At 46.6% G+C, this 17,956-nt stretch carries 14 protein-coding genes; 5 read left to right on the top strand and 9 right to left on the bottom strand.

What is annotated here, in order from left to right; translation table 11 throughout:
• On the bottom strand, window positions 1-1,955 hold a 1,955-nt coding region (locus tag J0L70_RS31215; RefSeq protein WP_287457235.1), incomplete at its 3' end, for a two-partner secretion domain-containing protein.
• A gap of 171 nt (window positions 1,956-2,126) precedes the next feature.
• On the opposite strand from J0L70_RS31215, the gene J0L70_RS31210 reads away from it, so the two are divergent.
• Window positions 2,127-4,748, top strand: a complete 2,622-nt coding sequence (locus tag J0L70_RS31210) for a CHAT domain-containing protein (RefSeq protein ID WP_287457234.1) — start codon at window positions 2,127-2,129, stop codon at window positions 4,746-4,748.
• A 54-nt stretch (window positions 4,749-4,802) separates the two neighbouring features.
• Here the strand turns inward: J0L70_RS31210 and J0L70_RS31205 are convergent, their stop codons facing one another.
• The 4 genes from J0L70_RS31205 to J0L70_RS31190 form a co-directional block, all read right to left on the bottom strand.
• Window positions 4,803-5,507 carry a DUF928 domain-containing protein gene (locus tag J0L70_RS31205; protein ID WP_287457233.1) on the bottom strand — a complete coding sequence of 235 codons (705 nt, stop codon included), beginning with the start codon at window positions 5,505-5,507 and terminating at the stop codon, window positions 4,803-4,805.
• 111 nt (window positions 5,508-5,618) lie between these two features.
• The gene (locus J0L70_RS31200; protein WP_287457232.1) at window positions 5,619-7,559 is read right to left on the bottom strand and encodes a sensor histidine kinase; all 1,941 of its coding nucleotides are present in this window, start codon (window positions 7,557-7,559) and stop codon (window positions 5,619-5,621) included.
• On the bottom strand, window positions 7,559-8,209 hold the full coding sequence (locus tag J0L70_RS31195; protein WP_287457231.1) for a response regulator transcription factor: 651 nt from the start codon (window positions 8,207-8,209) through the stop codon (window positions 7,559-7,561). Before J0L70_RS31195 ends, J0L70_RS31200 begins: the two co-directional genes overlap by 1 nt.
• 3 nt (window positions 8,210-8,212) lie before the next feature.
• On the bottom strand, window positions 8,213-8,950 hold the full coding sequence (locus J0L70_RS31190; RefSeq protein ID WP_287457229.1) for a hypothetical protein: 738 nt from the start codon (window positions 8,948-8,950) through the stop codon (window positions 8,213-8,215).
• Window positions 8,951-9,870: 920 nt separating this feature from the next.
• Between J0L70_RS31190 and J0L70_RS31185 the strand changes: the two genes are divergently transcribed.
• Window positions 9,871-10,074: a hypothetical protein gene (locus tag J0L70_RS31185; RefSeq protein WP_268243178.1), complete on the top strand. Its 204-nt coding sequence runs from the start codon at window positions 9,871-9,873 to the stop codon at window positions 10,072-10,074.
• Between the two features lie 71 nt (window positions 10,075-10,145).
• On the opposite strand, the gene J0L70_RS31180 is transcribed toward J0L70_RS31185, so the two are convergent.
• Window positions 10,146-12,602, bottom strand: coding sequence for a beta strand repeat-containing protein (locus J0L70_RS31180; RefSeq protein WP_287457227.1), 2,457 nt, complete (start codon window positions 12,600-12,602; stop codon window positions 10,146-10,148).
• Between the two features lie 435 nt (window positions 12,603-13,037).
• The gene (locus J0L70_RS31175; protein WP_287457226.1) at window positions 13,038-13,763 is read right to left on the bottom strand and encodes a hypothetical protein; all 726 of its coding nucleotides are present in this window, start codon (window positions 13,761-13,763) and stop codon (window positions 13,038-13,040) included.
• Window positions 13,764-13,888: 125 nt separating this feature from the next.
• On the opposite strand from J0L70_RS31175, the gene J0L70_RS31170 reads away from it, so the two are divergent.
• The 3 genes from J0L70_RS31170 to J0L70_RS31160 all read left to right on the top strand — a co-directional run bounded on the left by J0L70_RS31170 (window position 13,889) and on the right by J0L70_RS31160 (window position 15,140).
• Complete coding sequence (locus J0L70_RS31170) at window positions 13,889-14,323, top strand: hypothetical protein (RefSeq protein ID WP_017288620.1); 435 nt, start codon at window positions 13,889-13,891, stop codon at window positions 14,321-14,323.
• Window positions 14,324-14,411: 88 nt separating this feature from the next.
• Window positions 14,412-14,711, top strand: a complete 300-nt coding sequence (locus tag J0L70_RS31165) for a hypothetical protein (RefSeq protein WP_287457224.1) — start codon at window positions 14,412-14,414, stop codon at window positions 14,709-14,711.
• A gap of 210 nt (window positions 14,712-14,921) precedes the next feature.
• Window positions 14,922-15,140 carry a hypothetical protein gene (locus J0L70_RS31160; protein WP_287457223.1) on the top strand — a complete coding sequence of 73 codons (219 nt, stop codon included), beginning with the start codon at window positions 14,922-14,924 and terminating at the stop codon, window positions 15,138-15,140.
• A 576-nt stretch (window positions 15,141-15,716) separates the two neighbouring features.
• Here J0L70_RS31160 and J0L70_RS31155 read toward each other — a convergent pair.
• Together J0L70_RS31155 and J0L70_RS31150 are read right to left on the bottom strand one after the other, a co-directional pair.
• Window positions 15,717-16,103 (bottom strand): hypothetical protein, encoded by a 387-nt coding sequence (locus J0L70_RS31155; RefSeq protein WP_086371011.1) that lies wholly within the window; start codon window positions 16,101-16,103, stop codon window positions 15,717-15,719.
• 396 nt (window positions 16,104-16,499) lie between these two features.
• On the bottom strand, window positions 16,500-17,372 hold the full coding sequence (locus J0L70_RS31150) for a transposase family protein (RefSeq protein ID WP_287457222.1): 873 nt from the start codon (window positions 17,370-17,372) through the stop codon (window positions 16,500-16,502).
• Window positions 17,373-17,956: the final 584 nt, after the last annotated feature.

Raw genomic sequence — 17,956 nt, 5'->3', positions numbered from 1 at the left:
GATATCCCACCTCTTCTACCTACATCGACAGCGTTCATTGTACTTCCTGCACTACTTGAGAATCCATTACTTCCGACTCCATCAAAGGTTGCTGTATCCCTCACAATCAGAGCGACATCCCCAGCATCTCCACGTCCAAACGTAGCAGAAGTGAGTTGAGCGCCATTGCTAACAGTTAGAGAACCTGCATTCACTGTTAGCGTTCCTCCCTTGCCCTCTCCAGTTTGTTCTACAGTACTTCCTGCAATGCTAGAAACTCCATTACTTCCGACTCCATCAAAGGTTGCTGTATCCCTCACAATCAGAGCGACATCCCCAGCATCTCCACGTCCAAAAGTAGCAGAAGTGAGTTGAGCGCCATTGCTGACAACCAGAGAACCTGCATTCACTGTTAGCGTTCCTCCTTTGCCCTCTCCGGTTGGATTGACGGTACTTCCTGCACTACTACGAGTTCCATTACTTCCAACTCCATCAAAAGTTGCTGCATCTCTCACGGTTAGTGATACATCTCCAGCATCCCCACGTCCAAACGTAGCAGAGTTTAAGGATGCACCATTCTTGACCGTTAGAGAACCAGAACTTAGGGTTAATCTCCCGCCTCTCCCTGTTCCAGATGCAGCAACCTGACTGCCTACAATACTCGATACTCCATTATTTCCAACTCCATCAAATGTTGCTGCATCTCTCACAGTTATTGATATGTTGCCTGCGTCGCCACGTCCAAAAGTCGAAGAGATGAGTTGAGTACCATTTAAAACTCTAAGATCTCTCGCTTTGATATCAATATTTCCACCATTTCCACGGCTATAGGTTGTTGCTGAAATTAGCGTTAGAAACCCGTTGCTTGTCGGCCATAAGCCATCAGCTTCGAGCAAATCAGCAATCGTTAGAAAAATGCTTCCAGCATTACCAAATGCCTTATCGGCATCTAAAGATGATTGCCCACTCTCGGTGACAACTACAGCACCATCTTTTACAACGAACTGGTTCGCTGTAACAATAATATTTCCCGATCGACCAGATCCAAACGTATTATTGTAAAGTCCCGCTCTATTCCCACTAACACCCTGCCCGATCGCACTAAAAACATTCGCATTGACGATCGTATCTCCAGCATCTCCTGCCCCTTCAGTACCATTTGTCAATCGTCCTCCATCAGTAGCAGTAAAGAGATTCGTATTTACAACAATCTCTCCTCCCCCTGCTCCTCTTACCGCTACTCGCGCATCCTTGGCTAAAGTCAGATTAGACAACACACGATCGCTCGGAAAACTTAGTCTAAGCTGATCATTTTTGATCTCTAATCCAACCGTTCCCGCTTCTGCCAATCCTCCGAGTTCGACCCGTCCTCCTAAAGCACTAATTTTTCCCCCATCAATATCGATATTGCCTCCAAGTAGGACAAAGCTTTTGCCATCTAAAACTCTCAAACCATCTGCGGGAATCTCTAAAGGACTTGTCGCTCCTGTTGTGTTGATCGATCGATTCACGATCGCACTAGGTGCTTGCCCAAACAAAAATGCTGAAGGATCAACCGTTAGCACATTAGCAACCGGAGAAACAAATGAACTAAACGTTCCACGATCGCCGAATTGAATCCCGCTTGCTGTCGTCGCAACAAACGACCCTTTCACATCCAAACTCGCATTCTGCCCAAAGATAATCCCACTCGGATTCATCAAAAAAAGATTAGCAGACCCTTGCGATCGCAAAACCCCATCAATCTCTGAAACCTTTCCACCCGTCACCCGCGAAAAGATATTGACAATCCCCGCATCATTGAGAAAATTTGCTTCACCCAAAGTCGGAACATCAAAACGCTCGAAACTATGAAATAAATTCCGGCCCCCAACCGTCGTCCCACCTGTAATATCAAAAACTGCTCCACTCGGAGTCACGATCGTACCCGTCGAACCATCACTCGTCACTTGCGCGATCGCAGGAATCGAAGTCATTAGCGAGCGTACTAAAAATTCCTAGTAACCCGATGATTTTTAGCATCGATCGCACCTCTGAGAATTATTTAATTCAAACAATAATGTCAAACAAGCTGACAGCACAAGCCGAAGCCAGTAATATTTGCTTTAGAAAGCTAAGTATCTATTTAATACTGTGGAGTGCATCGAATGAAGTTTCGTCCCCGGTTTCGACTGCATCGCTGGCTCGTTCTCCTCTTTACTGGAAGTCTCATCAGTATCACCCTCCTCGGACAAGTCGCACACCCAATTGATCCCGCTCAACTTGTCCGCCAGGGAATCACCCAGTATGAAGCCAAACAATACTCAGAAGCGATCAAAACCTGGAAAACAGCACTTCCTGCCTACAGCAAAGATCCAACTAATCGAGCGATCGTCCTCGAAAACATCGCCAGAGCCTCCCAGCAAGCCAATGAAAATGGCGAAGCCATCACAACCTGGGGACAATTAATTGAACACTATCGACGCGATAGTAATCTACCCAAGCTCAGCCGCGCCCTGATCGAACAAGCCCAAATCTACAGCAGCATTGGACAACCCCGACAAGCGATCGCACTCCTCTGCGCCCCAGAAAGTAAAGGAGAATGTACGAATCATAGTGCCGTCCAACTCGCACAACAACTCAAAGAAAACAACATCCTCGCCGCCGCATATGGAAGTCTAGGAGATGCCTATCGTTTGACCGGAGATTTTAACCCCGCGATCAACTACCTGAACAAAACCCTAGAACTCACACAAACCAATCCCTCCTATCGCATCTCTGCCCTCAACGGACTCGCCAATGCCTATCTCAGTCGTGCTAGACTCTCCTATCGCCGTGCCGAATCTGCTGAAGCCCGCGCCCCTCGCATCTCAACCAGCGAATTCACAACCCAAACTGAAGCTGATCGACTGACCCAAACGGCAAAAGATGATGAGAACAAAGCAATTAAAAACCTAGAAGAAAGTCGCGCCCTCGCTCAAGCTCAACGAGATTACTCAGGAGAAGTACGATCGCTCTTAAGCTTAATCCCCATTTACATCAGAAATAAAGATCCCCTAGCATCCTCACTCCTTCAAAGCGCGATCCCACTCCTCGAACAAGTCCCACAAGATCGATCCCGCATTTATGCAACCATCGATCTAGCAAAATATTCAGAAGATCCTATCCAAGCTGAAACCCTGTTGAAAAGCGCGATCACACTGTCCAACCAACTCCAAGACGATCGGGCAAAATCCTTCGCATTAGGCGAACTTGGAATGCTCTATGAAAGACGCGGACAATTTGAAGACGCACTCAAATGGACTCGATATGCTGTCCTGGCAGCCGACCAGAGAAAAGATGCAAAAGATAGTTTGTACCTCTGGGAATGGCAGATTGGGCGACTCCTGAAAGAAACTAAAAATACTAAACCTGCGATCGCAGCCTACGAAAGAGCTGTGCAAACCCTCGAAGAAATCCGCAGTGACATCCTGAGTACCAATGCAGACTTACAATTTGATTTCCGCAAAGCCGTAGAACCTGTATATCGCGAACTAATCGCCTTAAGAGTCAAACCGGAAGTGACGGTCAGTCAACTGAAGCAACAAAAAACCGAACCTTCTCAACCTGTACAATCGAGAGAAACCATTGCACGAGTTCTAACCACGATCGAATCCCTCCGACTCGCAGAACTGCAAAACTACTTCGGCAACGACTGTGTGATTGCCGAAATTAGACGCTCTCCCAACACTGTCACCACCGAACAAGCCCGAATCGATCTGATTCAACAAATCGTCGCCAATTCAACCCAAAACCGCAAAACCGCAATTCTCAATCACATTCTTCTGCCCAAGCAACTGATTGTAGTTCTCAGCCTGCCCAATCAAGAACCGCGCACCGTTTCTGTCCCGATCGAAGAGGAAGAAATGAGAAAGAAAATCACGGAATTTCGGCAGGGATTAGAACAAGTTAGCGCCAGAGATGGATTCAATCCAACCATCGCGCAATCCCTCTATAAAGACTTGATTAAACCCATTGCATCTTACCTCACAGATATCGACACCTTACTGTTTGTCCAAGATGGACTCTTAAGAAGTATTCCAATGGCTGCCTTACATGATGGACAGCAATATTTAATTCAGAAATACATGATCGTCACTGCACCTAGTCTCAGTTCGATCGATGTTACCCCCTTCGATCGTTCCAATCTACGGGCACTCGCATTAGGAGTCACAGAAGCCATCACACTGCCAAACAATAAAATTTATCCAGCATTAGACTATGCGGATGATGAGTTGCAATCCGTCCTCACCGAGCTTCCTGGCAGTCAACGATTTGACTTTCGCAAGGACAACATCAGAGATCTGATTAAAACTTATCCTTACCCAATCATTCACTTCACCACTCATGGACAGTTCGGAGCCGATCCTCAAGATACCTTTCTCGTCACTGGAGATGGACAACGCTTAACGATCGTCGAATTTGAAGAGATCTTACGCGAACGCTCCAACACTCGCACCCCGATCGAACTCTTGATGCTCACCGCCTGCCAAACCGGTACTGGCGACGATCGCGCCATCCTAGGACTTGCTGGAGTCGCCATCCAAGCGGGCGTAAAAAGTGCCTTAGCCTCCCTCTGGTTTATCAATGACGAAAAAGCGGCCACGATCGTGCAAGAGTTCTATCACAATCTCAGACAACCTGGAGTAAGTAAAGCGAAAGCGATCCAGCTAGCACAGCAAGAGTTAATTGCAGGTGGGACACATCCTGGATATTGGTCTGCCCTAATCTTGGTCGGCAATTGGTTGTAACTGAGGTGCAACTGCGCTCAACGCCAAGTTCTTTGCTCGTTGAGCGCAGTATATTTAACGACTCAGTGTTTCTAAGATCTTTTTCAGCATTTCACTCCGTTTAAGCCCTTGTTTCGGCGCGGGAGAATGCGGAGAATGCAATTCCTCATAAGTAATCAAATCCCTCAGTAACTTTAACTGAAGCTCTTTAGAATGCTCTGCCTCCGCTAAGGCACTGTACCATAAGCTATATTCTATGGAGCGCGCATTCTCCTTTGGCTCATGCGGCTTTGCAATGACCTGAACCTCAGCCTCCGCGATCGCATCCCCAGATGGATAGCCCGGAACACATTCAAGCACCGCTTGCCAAGTGTAAACCTTACCCGGTTGTAAGAGTTCCGCAGGTAATCGATAGAACTTCATCCCTGCCTTATTCTCAAATTCAGCCACCTGCTTCACCAATTTCCAACGTGTCTGAGCCGTTCCTGGCGGTACTGCCTCATAAAGCTTTAAAGTCACACGATAGGGATCACGATCGGGTGAATACCATGCCACCACCGCTTGATCAGCCGTGATTTCGGCAATGATGTTCACGGGGACTAAAGCAGTAAAGGCAAGGGGACTTCCCGCTGCACAACCGCGCGGGCCGCCCGTCGTCATCGGCCCAATCGGCAGGGTCGGATTCCTTGGATTAAATTTCGCCCATGCTGCCGTTGTAGCGAATAGGGAAAAACACATGGCTAACCCTAAAATGCGGCAATGTGATTTTAAGTGTTTCATAATTTATACCTTGCGAATGATTCATCCTAACCATATGAGAATTGAGCCGCAGAAGACAGGTTAGTAAAAGCCAAATCGAATGCCGAAATCTGTCAAATTGACTGTCCGGCTTCATTCGCGCTTCGCTTTCCACCGCAATTCACAAATCATGCCTTGAGGCTGATTCTGCGCCCGTCTAAAGACACCTCTGAGTTGTCTTTCTAACTTCTTCGCCGTCTGAGTACCACTAATGCGAGTGCGATCGCGCAATTTCAGTTGCTTCGGTTTGGGTTGATTGATCCCATTATCCGCGACACGAATCACTTGATATTTATACTCTTTCCCGCAAAACACTTCAATTCTCGTCACATCAATGCCATGTTTGCCGACATTACAAATCGCTTCTTCTAAAAATCGACAGAGCCAATCTTTTTGTGCGATCGACAGTCCTTGCTCTTGAATGATTTGCGCGGGGCTTGATGGAATATCAATCAACCGCACTTTCAAATTCTTAAACGTGGGAAACTCCTCAAATCGCTGCAAGGTCGTACTACAAACCATCTGCAATAGCTCATTCAATGGCAGATGCAAATCAAGTAACTCATTCCCGACGCGAATTTGATCTTCTTGCTTTTGAGCAATCCGCCCAATGTCATGCCGCAGCGATCGCAATTCTTTATCAATCTGCTCTAAATTTTGCAGCACTTCCTCAGTCGGCATCGGCTGATCTTGCAGCCGCCTCATCATAAAACTTAACTGCTGCAGGGGACGATTATGAATGGAATTAAATACCTGTTCTAAAGCAGCTTGCCGAATCGCATCTTGTGCTTCTAATTCTTGCTTTGTGCGGTATAGCAATCCGGCTGCTAGTCCCGCCCCATTGAACAAAAACACGATCAGCACTGGGACTAAAGGAATCCACATCCCGACTAGAAGCAAGAGATAGCTCATGCCAACCAGCACAATGCCAACCAGCATCACGGCGAGTACAATCTGCCACGGCGCTTGTAACTTCCGCCCAATCCCGATTCCCAAGATGCCCCAACCGATGATCCAGAGATACTCTGCCCAATCATTCCAAGCCTGTAAGAAGGGTCGCCCATTCAACACCGCCGCTAAAATCTGACTGACTGAATGCGCGTGAACTTTCACACCGGGATACAAAGCAGAGTTGACAAATGGAACGGCAGCAACATTGACAAAATCTTTCACCCCACTGCCATTGACTCCAATCAAAATCACCTTGTCCCGAATCCAATCCGGTTGAAACTGATTTTGCCGTACTTGACGCAGAGACAACACTCGAAAAGGACTCAAACCACTGCGATAGTTGATTAAGACCTGTGGGCCACCTGAACCGACTCCGATGTATGCGCCTGTGTTGGGATGCACTCTTGGCAATTCCACCGTGCCAAATCGCAGAGTTTCTGGATCAGCGATGCCCATATCATCGCTGATCCCTTTCGTTTTGAGGAAATACATCGCCAATCGAGTGGCGATCGAGAGTTTATAGTGATTGCCCGCTTCCGGACTGTTGGCATATCTCGGATCGATCGATCCAATCAGATGCCGCCGGACATGTCCATCTTCATCTAAAGGGAGACTGGCAAACCCAACTTGCTCGGCTGCCAGTCCTTTTGGCGGCGCGATCGCCGTGTTATTGCCAAAGGGCAGTTGCTCGATCGCAAACAGATTCCTATAGGTTTGAAACGCCTTGATTAGCTCTTGATGTCCCGGTTCAACCGGCAAGTCTCGATAGAAATCGATCGCGATCGCACTCGGTTGATAGCTTTGTAATTTGGTGATCGTTGCTGTAATTTCGCGATCGGAGATCGGATAGGTTTTCAACTGTTCAATATCTTCGTCATCGATCATCACCAAAACGACTCGTTCATCGATCGCTTCCGCAGGACGATGCCGCATCAAGCTATCGAGTGCCATCCATTCTAGAGGCTGTAACCATCCGCAAGCTCTGATCCCCAGAACTACCGCAATCACCAAAATGCCTGGGATCAAAGCTGACTTCCAAGCTTTCAGTTCACTGAAAAGCCATCGTCGCAGTGAAATCCCCATCAATCTAGTAACCCCATTTCTCTGGCTCGCATCTCGGTTTGAATCCGAATGTTTTTCCCTTTTTCTGGATAGACTTCCAAGGCATCTTGAATTTTCGTCCAATAGTGCCGCACTGTGCGCTCTGCCACATTCATGCGCTCTGAAATGGCACTATCAGTCAAGCCTTCTACAAAGGCGAATTGCAAAAGGGTTAACCAATCTGCTTTCATTTCTAATCCAATACGCATTTCTCGCGAGGTGACTGATAGCCCTTGCAAGGCTAATTCGACTTGTCGGAGCATTGCTTCACTGGACAATTGCTTATCTGCGATCGTAAACCCACCTTCGTGGTCATTAATCAAAGATTTCAGGCGAATTAGGGGTCTCGGATCAGCACTTTGCACCACAATATTTAAGCAATTGTTCCCTTGCATCAAATCTTTGAGCAATTGTAGTCCAGTTTCTGCTTGCGGTTTTTCCCCGATCGATCTCGGCATTGACAAATCCACGATCGCGACATCTGGTTTCAGACTTTGGGCTTTTTCCAGTGCTTCTTGGCTGACTTGCGCGACAATCACATCTGCATCTGGATAAGCTCGACGCAGCGCGCCGAGCGTTGCGTCGAGGACAAGTGGATGGTCATCAATAATCAAAATTCTAGGGTAGTGCATAACTCAGTCCTTGCAGGTCGGTGGTGCGAATGCAGTGGAGCGTTGCTGTCGATAGTGCCAAGTGAGCGTTTGCTGTTGGTAAGAAAAGGAACAATGTCCTCCAACTAAGAAATGCATCGCTTGAGTCAGATGCTTCAGATCTGCACGAATATTGAGCGTTTCAGTATTGGGAATACGGATCTCTAAATTGACTTGGTGATTCACATTATTGAGACTGACAAAAATCACTTTCGCTGTCAACACGTTGACAGTAATGATTCGTAATAGTTCATTGATCGCCTCAAGAAGGAATGCATCACTAGGATGCGTGGCTTGATGCCAAACGGACGGATGTTCAAATTCGATCGTCAGACCGGTCTGTTTCGATTTCCAGGAATTCAGGAGGTGGGTAATCGCGAGGAGCAGATTATCTTCAATGTAAGGTGGAGATAAGCGATCGCTAAGTGCATTCAGCGATTGATGAAACAGATTAAATTGCTCTAGACAAGCTTTGAGCGATGAATCATGAGTATCAATCAGTGCACTCTCTAGGCCTCGTCGCATCGTGAATGACTGCTGTAATAAGCGATCTCGAATGATTTCAGCTTCTTCATGCGATCTCAGAAATTGTCGCTGCGACCACCATAGCCAAGCATGACGCATCCTGAAATAGGAGACGCTCAAGCCGACTAAAGCCAAAACACAAACAATCTCAAACACGATGAGTTTACAAGTTGAGAGATCTAAAACGGCTTGATTCACAAGTTGTTTTAGAAGATTACATTTAACGATAAGCGCGATCGCTTATGATCTCGCTACCGCTTTGTGCTAATTCTCTCGGATGAATCAACAGTTTAGATTGCAGAAAAGTGCAATTCTCTCATACCTAAAGTGTCGTAACGCAAGCACCCAATCTCTTACCTACAATTAAGTAAGAAATGCCTATTCACGGTCACTTTGGTCTTGTGAAGAAGAGTGTCGCAATTGCTGCCAATCTTCTTTTGTAAGCAATAATCCACGATACTCTTGGTCCACAGCCAAAGCTTCAGAAACAACAGATGACTCAGTGCCTCAAGGGTCTTCCGCGAAACTGCCGTGTTGGCTGCGATCCAGAAAATCAGAAGTTAGCAAATCTCTGAATCAACTGACAATTGATGTTCATTTGACATGCACTGTCAATGGCTAAAAATACTGATGCAATTATGGGTTGCCAATTCGAGATGACGGAATGACGTTTTTTCTCTTTAAAATTTAACCCTATGAATAAAGTAGTCGGGGGTAAATTGAGGGTAATAAAATTTAATAAATGCTGAAAGCCTTATATTTATTAGCTTCTTTTGAGGACTCATAAGCCCAAGGTCGCAAGTTCAAATCTCGCCTGAGCCATAGGTTTCAAAGGTCAGGGAAAAACATTACCCCAAATTACCCCTAAAACCGAAACACAACTGAATAGGATGGAACGCGATATCAAAGCGTATTCACAGCTTCTTAAGGGAAGAAATCCCAGTAAAAAGTTATGAATACCGATTTGATACCATGTCTCTTTGTGTGTTAGAAGCTGATTTTAATAGCTGGAAGTCTTATAGCGTGGTTCTAATACGCACTTGATTAGAGATTAGAAGTCCGCACTCGACGAACTCCACGTCTGGGAATCCTAAGCCCGTCCCTCAAGATTTGCGCCAATGGAAAATCAATGGACAGCCCGCCCGTTGAAAGTGGTTCAAGGGGTCGTGATTTCATCCCTGGTTATCGTGGTTCTCGCCTTCATCTACGGTAAGTTTGTTCACCATCCGTTGCGTATCTGGCTGGCGGATGGGGAATGGTGCGTAAGATTTTCTCCAGATGAATCAGGAAAAGTCCTCTATGGCTCCGAGTGCGATCGCTGAGTGTAGGGAATTCTAAACGGGCAATGCGCTGCTCGTTTTAGGCTATGAGCTCATCTGAGATCGCGCTTGATTCAATATTTTGCAGCACAAGTCACTGTTGAAGAAGTCTTTGCCGGTTGGGCTGCAACTAATTCGACCTTCCCGGTTTGGGGATGGCGATACCAAGTTGTTGCTTCTACGAGCATGGCAGTCTGAGTTGGAACTGGCGCGATCGCGGTTTTGTGAAAAGCCGAAAGATCACGCATATCGTTCCAAGCACGATCGTGGGGCACGTTCTGAGTTGGATTTTGAGGAATCCCACCACGTCCTGTAATCACAAAACTACTGCTTTGAGTACCGGAACAGGCAGCAGTGACTTGTTGATTTGAATCAATCAGTGTGGTGGATAACTCGACTAAGCCAGAGTTCGGGTCAACTCCCACATTGTTGACTTCAACGGTGCCATTCACGCCGAATTCAGAACTAGCCGTAATGTCGTTTTCTGGGGTTAAGCGATCGCGATACTGCAACCCAATCATGCCCTGAGTGGTGATTTGAATGTTTCCACCTCGTCCCTTCTCAGCATTGGCGACAATATCACTATTTTCTAGGCCAACAGCGATCGGAGCATTCAGAATGATATTACCGCCATTTCCAAATTGGCTAGCTCTGGCACTAATCAGGCTTTGGTGGCGCATGAGTAGTAGATCGCGCGTTGTGATCTCCAAGTTACCCCCATTACCAACCGCAGTGGCAGTTCTAATTTGACCTTGATTGTCTAACTCAATCGAGTTGGCTTGAATTTGCAAGCGTCCAGCATCTCCACTGCCTACATTCTCAGCCGCAATGTATCCTTGATTCCTGACCCGAATGTTGGGTGAAGTAATCGCTAAGTTTCCACCATTGCCAGTTGGTAACGCTGGTAATCCGTAAATTCGTCTAAACGTGGGAGGTAAGAGTTGTCCTGAAGCTGTAATCCGGCTTCGCTGGCTTACAACTGAGCCAGACCCATCGATATCAATGAATTCACTGGCATGAACAGTGAGGCTACCCGCATTGCCAGCTCCAGACGTACTCGCAGAAATGAGTCCTGAAGCTCCTAGAAGTAGCTGTTTTGTGTCGATCAAAATTGAGCCAGCATCTCCACCAAACAGTGTCGTTGAGACAATATTGGAGCCTCCAGCAGTACCGGAATTTTCACCAAACAGGGAGATTGTATCGGCGCTGACCTGCACATTTCCGCCCCGAGCACCGCCCAACACAAGCGATGTAATTCCAGCTCCTTCTCTCACCGATAAATTAGAGGTCGTTACCGTTGTGTTTCCACTGCGACCGCCGCCGATGTAGGTTCGCGTCAGAACTCCGCCTGCACGGGATGGATCGAAGGCAGCGAATCCAGAAGCCAGGATAGAGTCGGTTGCATTCACGACAATATTGCCACCGCTGCCTCCATTTTTGTAAGTCGTCGAGAAAATGGCGCTGCCCTCTCGGGTTACAACTTGTCTTGCCGACACATCAATATCTGCTCCGTGGCTACTGCCGATATTTTCTGACAGAATCAAACTTTGATCTTTCTTCGGCAAGGCTCCGTTGATTTCTAATACGTCTGCATCGACTTTAATCCGACCCGCAGCTTGTTGTCCCTGGTGCTGAATAAATACGGCAGAACTTTCTTGAATCCGAATGCCTTTCCCTTGTAAATGAATTGATCCACTCGGGTTGCCACTTGCATCAATCAGTGCAGCACGAGTGAGAGCAATGTCTGAAAAACTAGGAACAGCATTATAGTTGAATTCCCAGTTGGGAGTTGCGGTGTTGAACTTGATCGTACCTGTGCTTACACTTCCTAATTCCAACTGTCCACTTTCAGCAATGAGAACTCCTCCATCCAAAAATACTCCATTGCCGAGCAGGACTAATTTTTGTCCTGGTGGAACCTTTAGTCCTGCAAGATTTGGATCACGCGTGACAGAGCTTGTGAATGTGGGTGGATGCAGAAGATTGTGCCCTTGTCCTTGGACCCGAATACTGCTTGAGGTTGCGCCGAACTGTACACCAATGGGCGCGCTCATCGTTAACAAGGGCGGACTACTAGGCTTGACTGCACTAAACTCCGTTCCATCGGCAAATTGGATGCTATTGCCAGTCGTTCCGATAAAGGAACCACCAATATTCAACTGTGCATTGACTCCAAATAGAATGCCGTTGGGATTAAGCAGAAACAGACTCGCAGTGCCATTGGCTTTGAGGAGTCCATCAATATTGGAAGCGCCGCCTCCGGTAACGCGGGCGAAGATGGTCTGGACATCTGTAGCGTTGTTGAAGAGAGCAGAGCCACCTGTGGGAATGGAGAGTTGGCTGAAGCTATGAAATAGATTGTTGCCCGATCGAGTACCTCCATCGATCATGAAGTCGAGATTGTTAGGCGTTGTGACTGCAGTTGGCAAGGTGCCATCGGGAATGACTTGTGCCTGAACGCGAGCAGTCTCGACGATAGTTTCACCCAACAGTGCAACCATGCTTCGACAGAGCCAACCTAACGTGAGCATAGCCCGCTTCATTCCCGTCTGACCTCACAACCTGATATGTCAAACGTAGAGTGCCCGTGAACAGAGAAATATAATCTTGATTAGTTAAGCCTGCGTCCCCAGGCTTCGTGCCTGAAGTGGTTGGATTGACTGACTTCATTGATTAAGTGCAGGAGTGCGATCGCGCTCCCAAAAATAAAAAGCCACCCCACGAGCAGGTAGCATCCGGTTCATAGAACGATCGTAATTATGCGATTGAAGAATTTGCAGAACTTATAAAAAAGGCAAAGTCACGGCATCCAGTTCAAGAACGATCGTACCTTCCGCGATCGCGTCGCAAAAATCGCGAAATTTGGGAAAGTTGAACAAAAGATCATTGCCATTTGTGGTGTCCCGTCCTTGTAGCGGGATTTTTTGTGTGAAGAATGATTGGCAATCGATTGTCAGCTTGTTTGATCATCCAACCGACTGAGAATTTCTCTTGCCACGCGATCGGCTTGTGCGATCGTTTGCTGGATTTCGACATACCACTGGGATTACTTCCCGGTTTTCAGTCGGTTCTGACTGACTCGACGTTTCCCAGCTTGGGTTTTGGCTCCCGTTGATTTGAGCCACGGTTTGAGCGTCAGCATCATCTGCTGTTGTCGCTCTCGCCGTTCCTGAGTCCATCTCCCCGCCATGAATTCCCCCTAACTGATTGAGTTGCTTGTCAACGTAATTTTTAATAAATTGCGTCGGTTTCTTCGGATTTTTGATGGTGTCGATCGCTAGAATCAGCTTTCGGCATGAATTTGATGCCTTAAACGCGAGTTCAAACAATGACTGTGCGATTTGAGGCTGTTTCAAATTCATCGCAGCAAGATTGGTGAGTTGCAGGGTTAAGGATTCCATGACAACCAATTGCACCGTCAGCGCTCGAACGGAGGCTTTAGAAAAGTCCTCTTCCATCTCGCGAACGCGATCGTCAACTGCTCCGAGATAGCCAGCGAGTTCTTTTGATCCTTCAACAAGATTGCCTTTGCAAATCATGAGAGACGTTGCCGCGCCGAAACCGGGATCTTTTGTGGCACGAATCCCTACTCTCGGATCGCCTGTTAAGTCGATCGATCTGCTCACGCTGTCGGCATAAGCATTGGCAAGCTTCAAATCCTTCAGGGAATCAAGGTGCTTTAGGATATCCATATTTTTCAGAATTGTTCATATTCAAACTATAGCGCTCGATTTTAGCTCTCCTTTTGCCAAAAATCGTTCAAACTAATAGAGTACGGGTGTTCTAAATAAATTAAAAATAGTTTGGAGTTGAACGGATGCCACGGAATAAGAATCGCATCAAAATCAAGCATCGTCCGCATTCGAGCCAATCGCATAATATTCACGACTGGCAGCCGTGGCAACACTCAACGGGTGCAAAAACACCCGAAGGTAAGGCGAAAGTTGCTAAGAACTTGCACCTTAGCCCTGCTTACCGTGAGTGGCGGCGCATTTGCACCCTGTTGGAACTCGATCCGAAAACGACGTTCAAAATTGATCTAGAAATTCCTTTTACGATCGCAACTCGACTCCGTGGCAAAGCTGATTTTGAGCCGTTCCCCGTTCGCTTCAAATGCCGATTGAGTAAGGATAGAAGCCGAATTCTGAGCAAATCATTTGAACAAAAATACTATAGGGGATCTGGGAAATACAGTGCAGCCGCAATTGATGAAGTAACGGCGATGCTATCGAAGATCGTGCGCGCGCTGTAATTTGACTTTTTTGGACAATAAGCATGAGGCAGTCAAAAAACTGAATTCTTTGATGTCACAACAGGAGGGATCAAATGAATTAATCATCATGAATCTTTCCCTCGAAACTCTTCTGCAAGAGAGATCGCTTGACCTTGAAGCTGCACGAGCCAAAACTGCAAAATCGGCATTGTTGAGAAAGCTCACCGATTTCCGATCGCTCCATCAGAATCGCACTGGGAACCTTCGCTTGGATGGTTCAGAAGTGGTACGGCTCGTCGAACTACTTGGCGAGAAAAATCCTGCTCTGGCGCAAAGACTTTCAGGCTATCGGAATCAATTCAAAAGTGAAATCACGCTGTTACCACATGAGGTTGATTCTCTCGTAGCGATCGTCGAGCGTTCTTGATCGAGCCGGTAAACGGCTCCGGTATGTGGCTCCCGTCCTCCATCTCTTCAATACTGAGGCTGTGAAACTCATTCCATGTGGAATAAGTTGAGATGTTGCATTCCATCTCCTCAGTGCTGAGGATGTAGCTATCCTGCTCGAAAATGAGCGGGGTTATCCCTCGAAACACTATAGGCTTAAATCCTTTCTCGCCAATCGTTTGAGAGGATTTTGACGCGAAAATACTATGGGCTGAAACGCCGTTTTTATCGAATTGAAAAAGTTAGGGGGGAGTCCCCATCGGTTTTAGTTCCTCAATCAGGCGATCGCTGGAATGCTCAAAGCCTTACAGGACAAGAAAGTCTGTTCCTCAAACGGAGCGATCTCTGGCTAAATGCCCTCCACAGGGACATTCTGATCTTGTACGTCGAATTTAGTGCAGCACCCTAAACCCATTGCCCTATAACGGCTTTAGCCATTTTTAAGCGGTTTAGTGCAGTGGTAGCGCACCACCCTCAAACTTTTACGTAGAAAGGCTTCATCAGGAAAATCGCTGTTTTGGCTGAGTTTCAGGGATTTTCGCTCTCGGTACTCTGTCCATCACGCAGATAACCAATATTCTTCTAGTTTTGAAATCCTCTCTATATAATGCTTCAAGCGTGAGACTGAATCAAGACTAAAACTCTGGACTAAAAAAGGACTGACTTGGACTAACTCGGATCACAATGCGATCGCACTTCCCTGTCTCACCTGCGCTAACTTTGTTAGCGTTGATTGCGCGAATTGTCTCAACCCAAGATTGAAGCTAGACGTAACTGAGACTTCTTTCTATGAGGATAAAAACCGCGCCTTATGGGTATATGCGATCGTTCCTCATCCAATTCGCAATTGGTTGTTACCATTGGCACTGCCCGATCGTTGGCTAGACAGGTTTTTTGGCAAAAATCTAGGTCTACTGCCGAAGCAATAATTTCTATCTGAAGTCCGCATCCCGACTCACTTGATCGAGTGTATGGATGGCTTCACTTATCTGCCTTGATAGTTCTGCTCAATCCACAGGCGTAGCTCTGCTTCGGAGTCTGCATAAACACACTCACCAGTCTGAGGGTCAAAGGCGTACCACCATTGGTCGCTGCCTTGTTCGTATTGGTACACTTGCAATTCTGTGCCACCGAAAAGTACCTCAGCAACTCTCTGCTTGAACGCTTTGAGTCTAGAAGAGAGCGATCGTCTATCTCGATGTGGAGCGGCTGTCGGTGCAATCTGCTGTCTTTCTTGCTCCAATAATTTCATCAATTGGAGATCATTGACTGCTTGAGCAGCTTCGATACGGCGTGCAAGGGCAGCCATCATGTTGTCCTGATGTTTGGCAAACGTTTGGGAAACGTTTGGATTAATTGTGCTAGTCATCATAAGCTCAGGGAATAATGGTGATTTGTTTTATTCATGACTATACAATATTTTCTGTAACTGAAGCTACAAAATTTGTCTTTCCCTAACATGAATCGGTAATGTTCTAGACCTCAATACTTCGGACATTTTTCTGAATAGTTCCACAAGGCTTCAGGCTCCACGGTTTCCGAATTGAGCTATTTTTTCAAAGTTAGCCCTACCCCTAAGTTTGAAAAAAGAATCCAGTTCACGATTGAATCAGTGCTTGAGCCTCAAAAGACACCCAAAATTTGTCCGAAGTATTAGAATTGTTGGGGAATAACTTTACCTCAAAGTGAAACTCCGACAATTTCAGCTTTCTGTCATCAGATCAAGCAGCTTTCAAGTAGAAATTCCATAATCCAGCGGCAGTCAGCATCAAATGGTCATCAAAATCCTTGATCCGAGCACTGCGTGACGCAAGCAAGTGCGATAAATTGCACTGACCGCACCATAACGCTTGATGCCTGCGAAAGCGTTCTCACAAACGACTCGCGACTGGCTCAAACTGCGATTTTCTTGCTTCTGTTTCTTGCTTAGCTCACCCCCTCTAGGCTTCTTGTGTGGAATGCGAATGTTCGTATACTCAGATTGCAAGCCTTGAAAGCCTAGGTCTACTTCGATGGGAATCTCGTCGGGAATGTGAAACGCAATCTCTTCTTCGGTTTCAAATCGTTTATCGTGAAGCTTTCCCTCACGGGCATGGCTCAACACTAACACTCGCTTAGATTGATCTACTGCCGCTAGGTGCTTGCGAGTTTGACGACGCTTTTTGCCAGAGTAGTTCTGCGTCTGGGCTTCTGAATTCTGCGGACGTTGAATTGGGCGCTCTGTCCCATCAATCATCACCCGCTCGACTCCTGGAAACATTTCCAGAAATGCTTCAATACTCCGCAGCTTGCGCTCTGGTAACACTATCTCCTGTCCTAAAGCTGCCTCAAGCACAGGCTGTAATTCGTGCATCCATTCATGCGTCTGTGAACGGTCAAGGTCAAACAAGATGCCTGCTAAATCAAACGTCGGGTAGCATTTGAAGTAAAACAGGATGTAGAACAATTTCGCTTCGATACTTTGTAATCTTGCTTTGCGCCCGCCGCCTCTGGCTCGTTTTCGCACAGGCTTTGCCGCAATTCGACTGGCTTCATACGCTTGCTCGAGACTGGGCAGCAAGGCATCAAAAGCGTTTCGATTCAGCCCGGTTAATGCTCGCAGCAGGCGATCCTGGTTCAGTGCGCGTTCAAGGTTAAGCATGTGGCGGCATACTGTTGGTCTTGTCTATTATTACCTATTTCCCAACAAGTCTATTATTCTTGTTCTGATTGTGCTACCTTTTCTACTCATCAAATGAATAAAGTCGAGCTTAGCTGCTAGAGGCTTGAGAAGAGTAAATGAGGAATGCTGTTAGCTGTTATGAAGCTTCTTAAGCAGGAATACCGACACACCATCTAAAAAATGACAAAAACTTCCGTATGTAAAATTGATGCTTTTTCGGAAGCTTAATTTTCTAGGTTTTTATACATTAGGTGCATGAGAGAAACACATCGTTGAAAACAGCCTCTCTAAAGCGGTTTCACATCAATGCTCTCGTACACTCTGGTTACAGTACAGATTCGGTTGGTTTCTTAAACAGCTTTAACCTGGATAAAAACAGTGAAAGTAGTTGTGAAAGATTAACCGTTAACGTAGATTCAACTTTTCTACAGCAACATATTAACCTGGCAATCGAAGAGAATGCAGAAGTAAGGAGAGAATTGCTAGAATCGAGACATGAAGAAACCCGATGCTCGACTGCTGAATCCAACTACCCAAAATTACCTGAGACAACAAGCGATTCG

It is taken from the genome of Leptolyngbya sp. UWPOB_LEPTO1 (assembly GCF_017302695.1).
Classification (GTDB): Bacteria; Cyanobacteriota; Cyanobacteriia; order Leptolyngbyales; family Leptolyngbyaceae; genus Leptolyngbya; species Leptolyngbya boryana.
The sequence above is the reverse complement of the archived record's forward strand: the minus strand, read 5'-3'. Positions and strand labels throughout refer to the sequence as shown.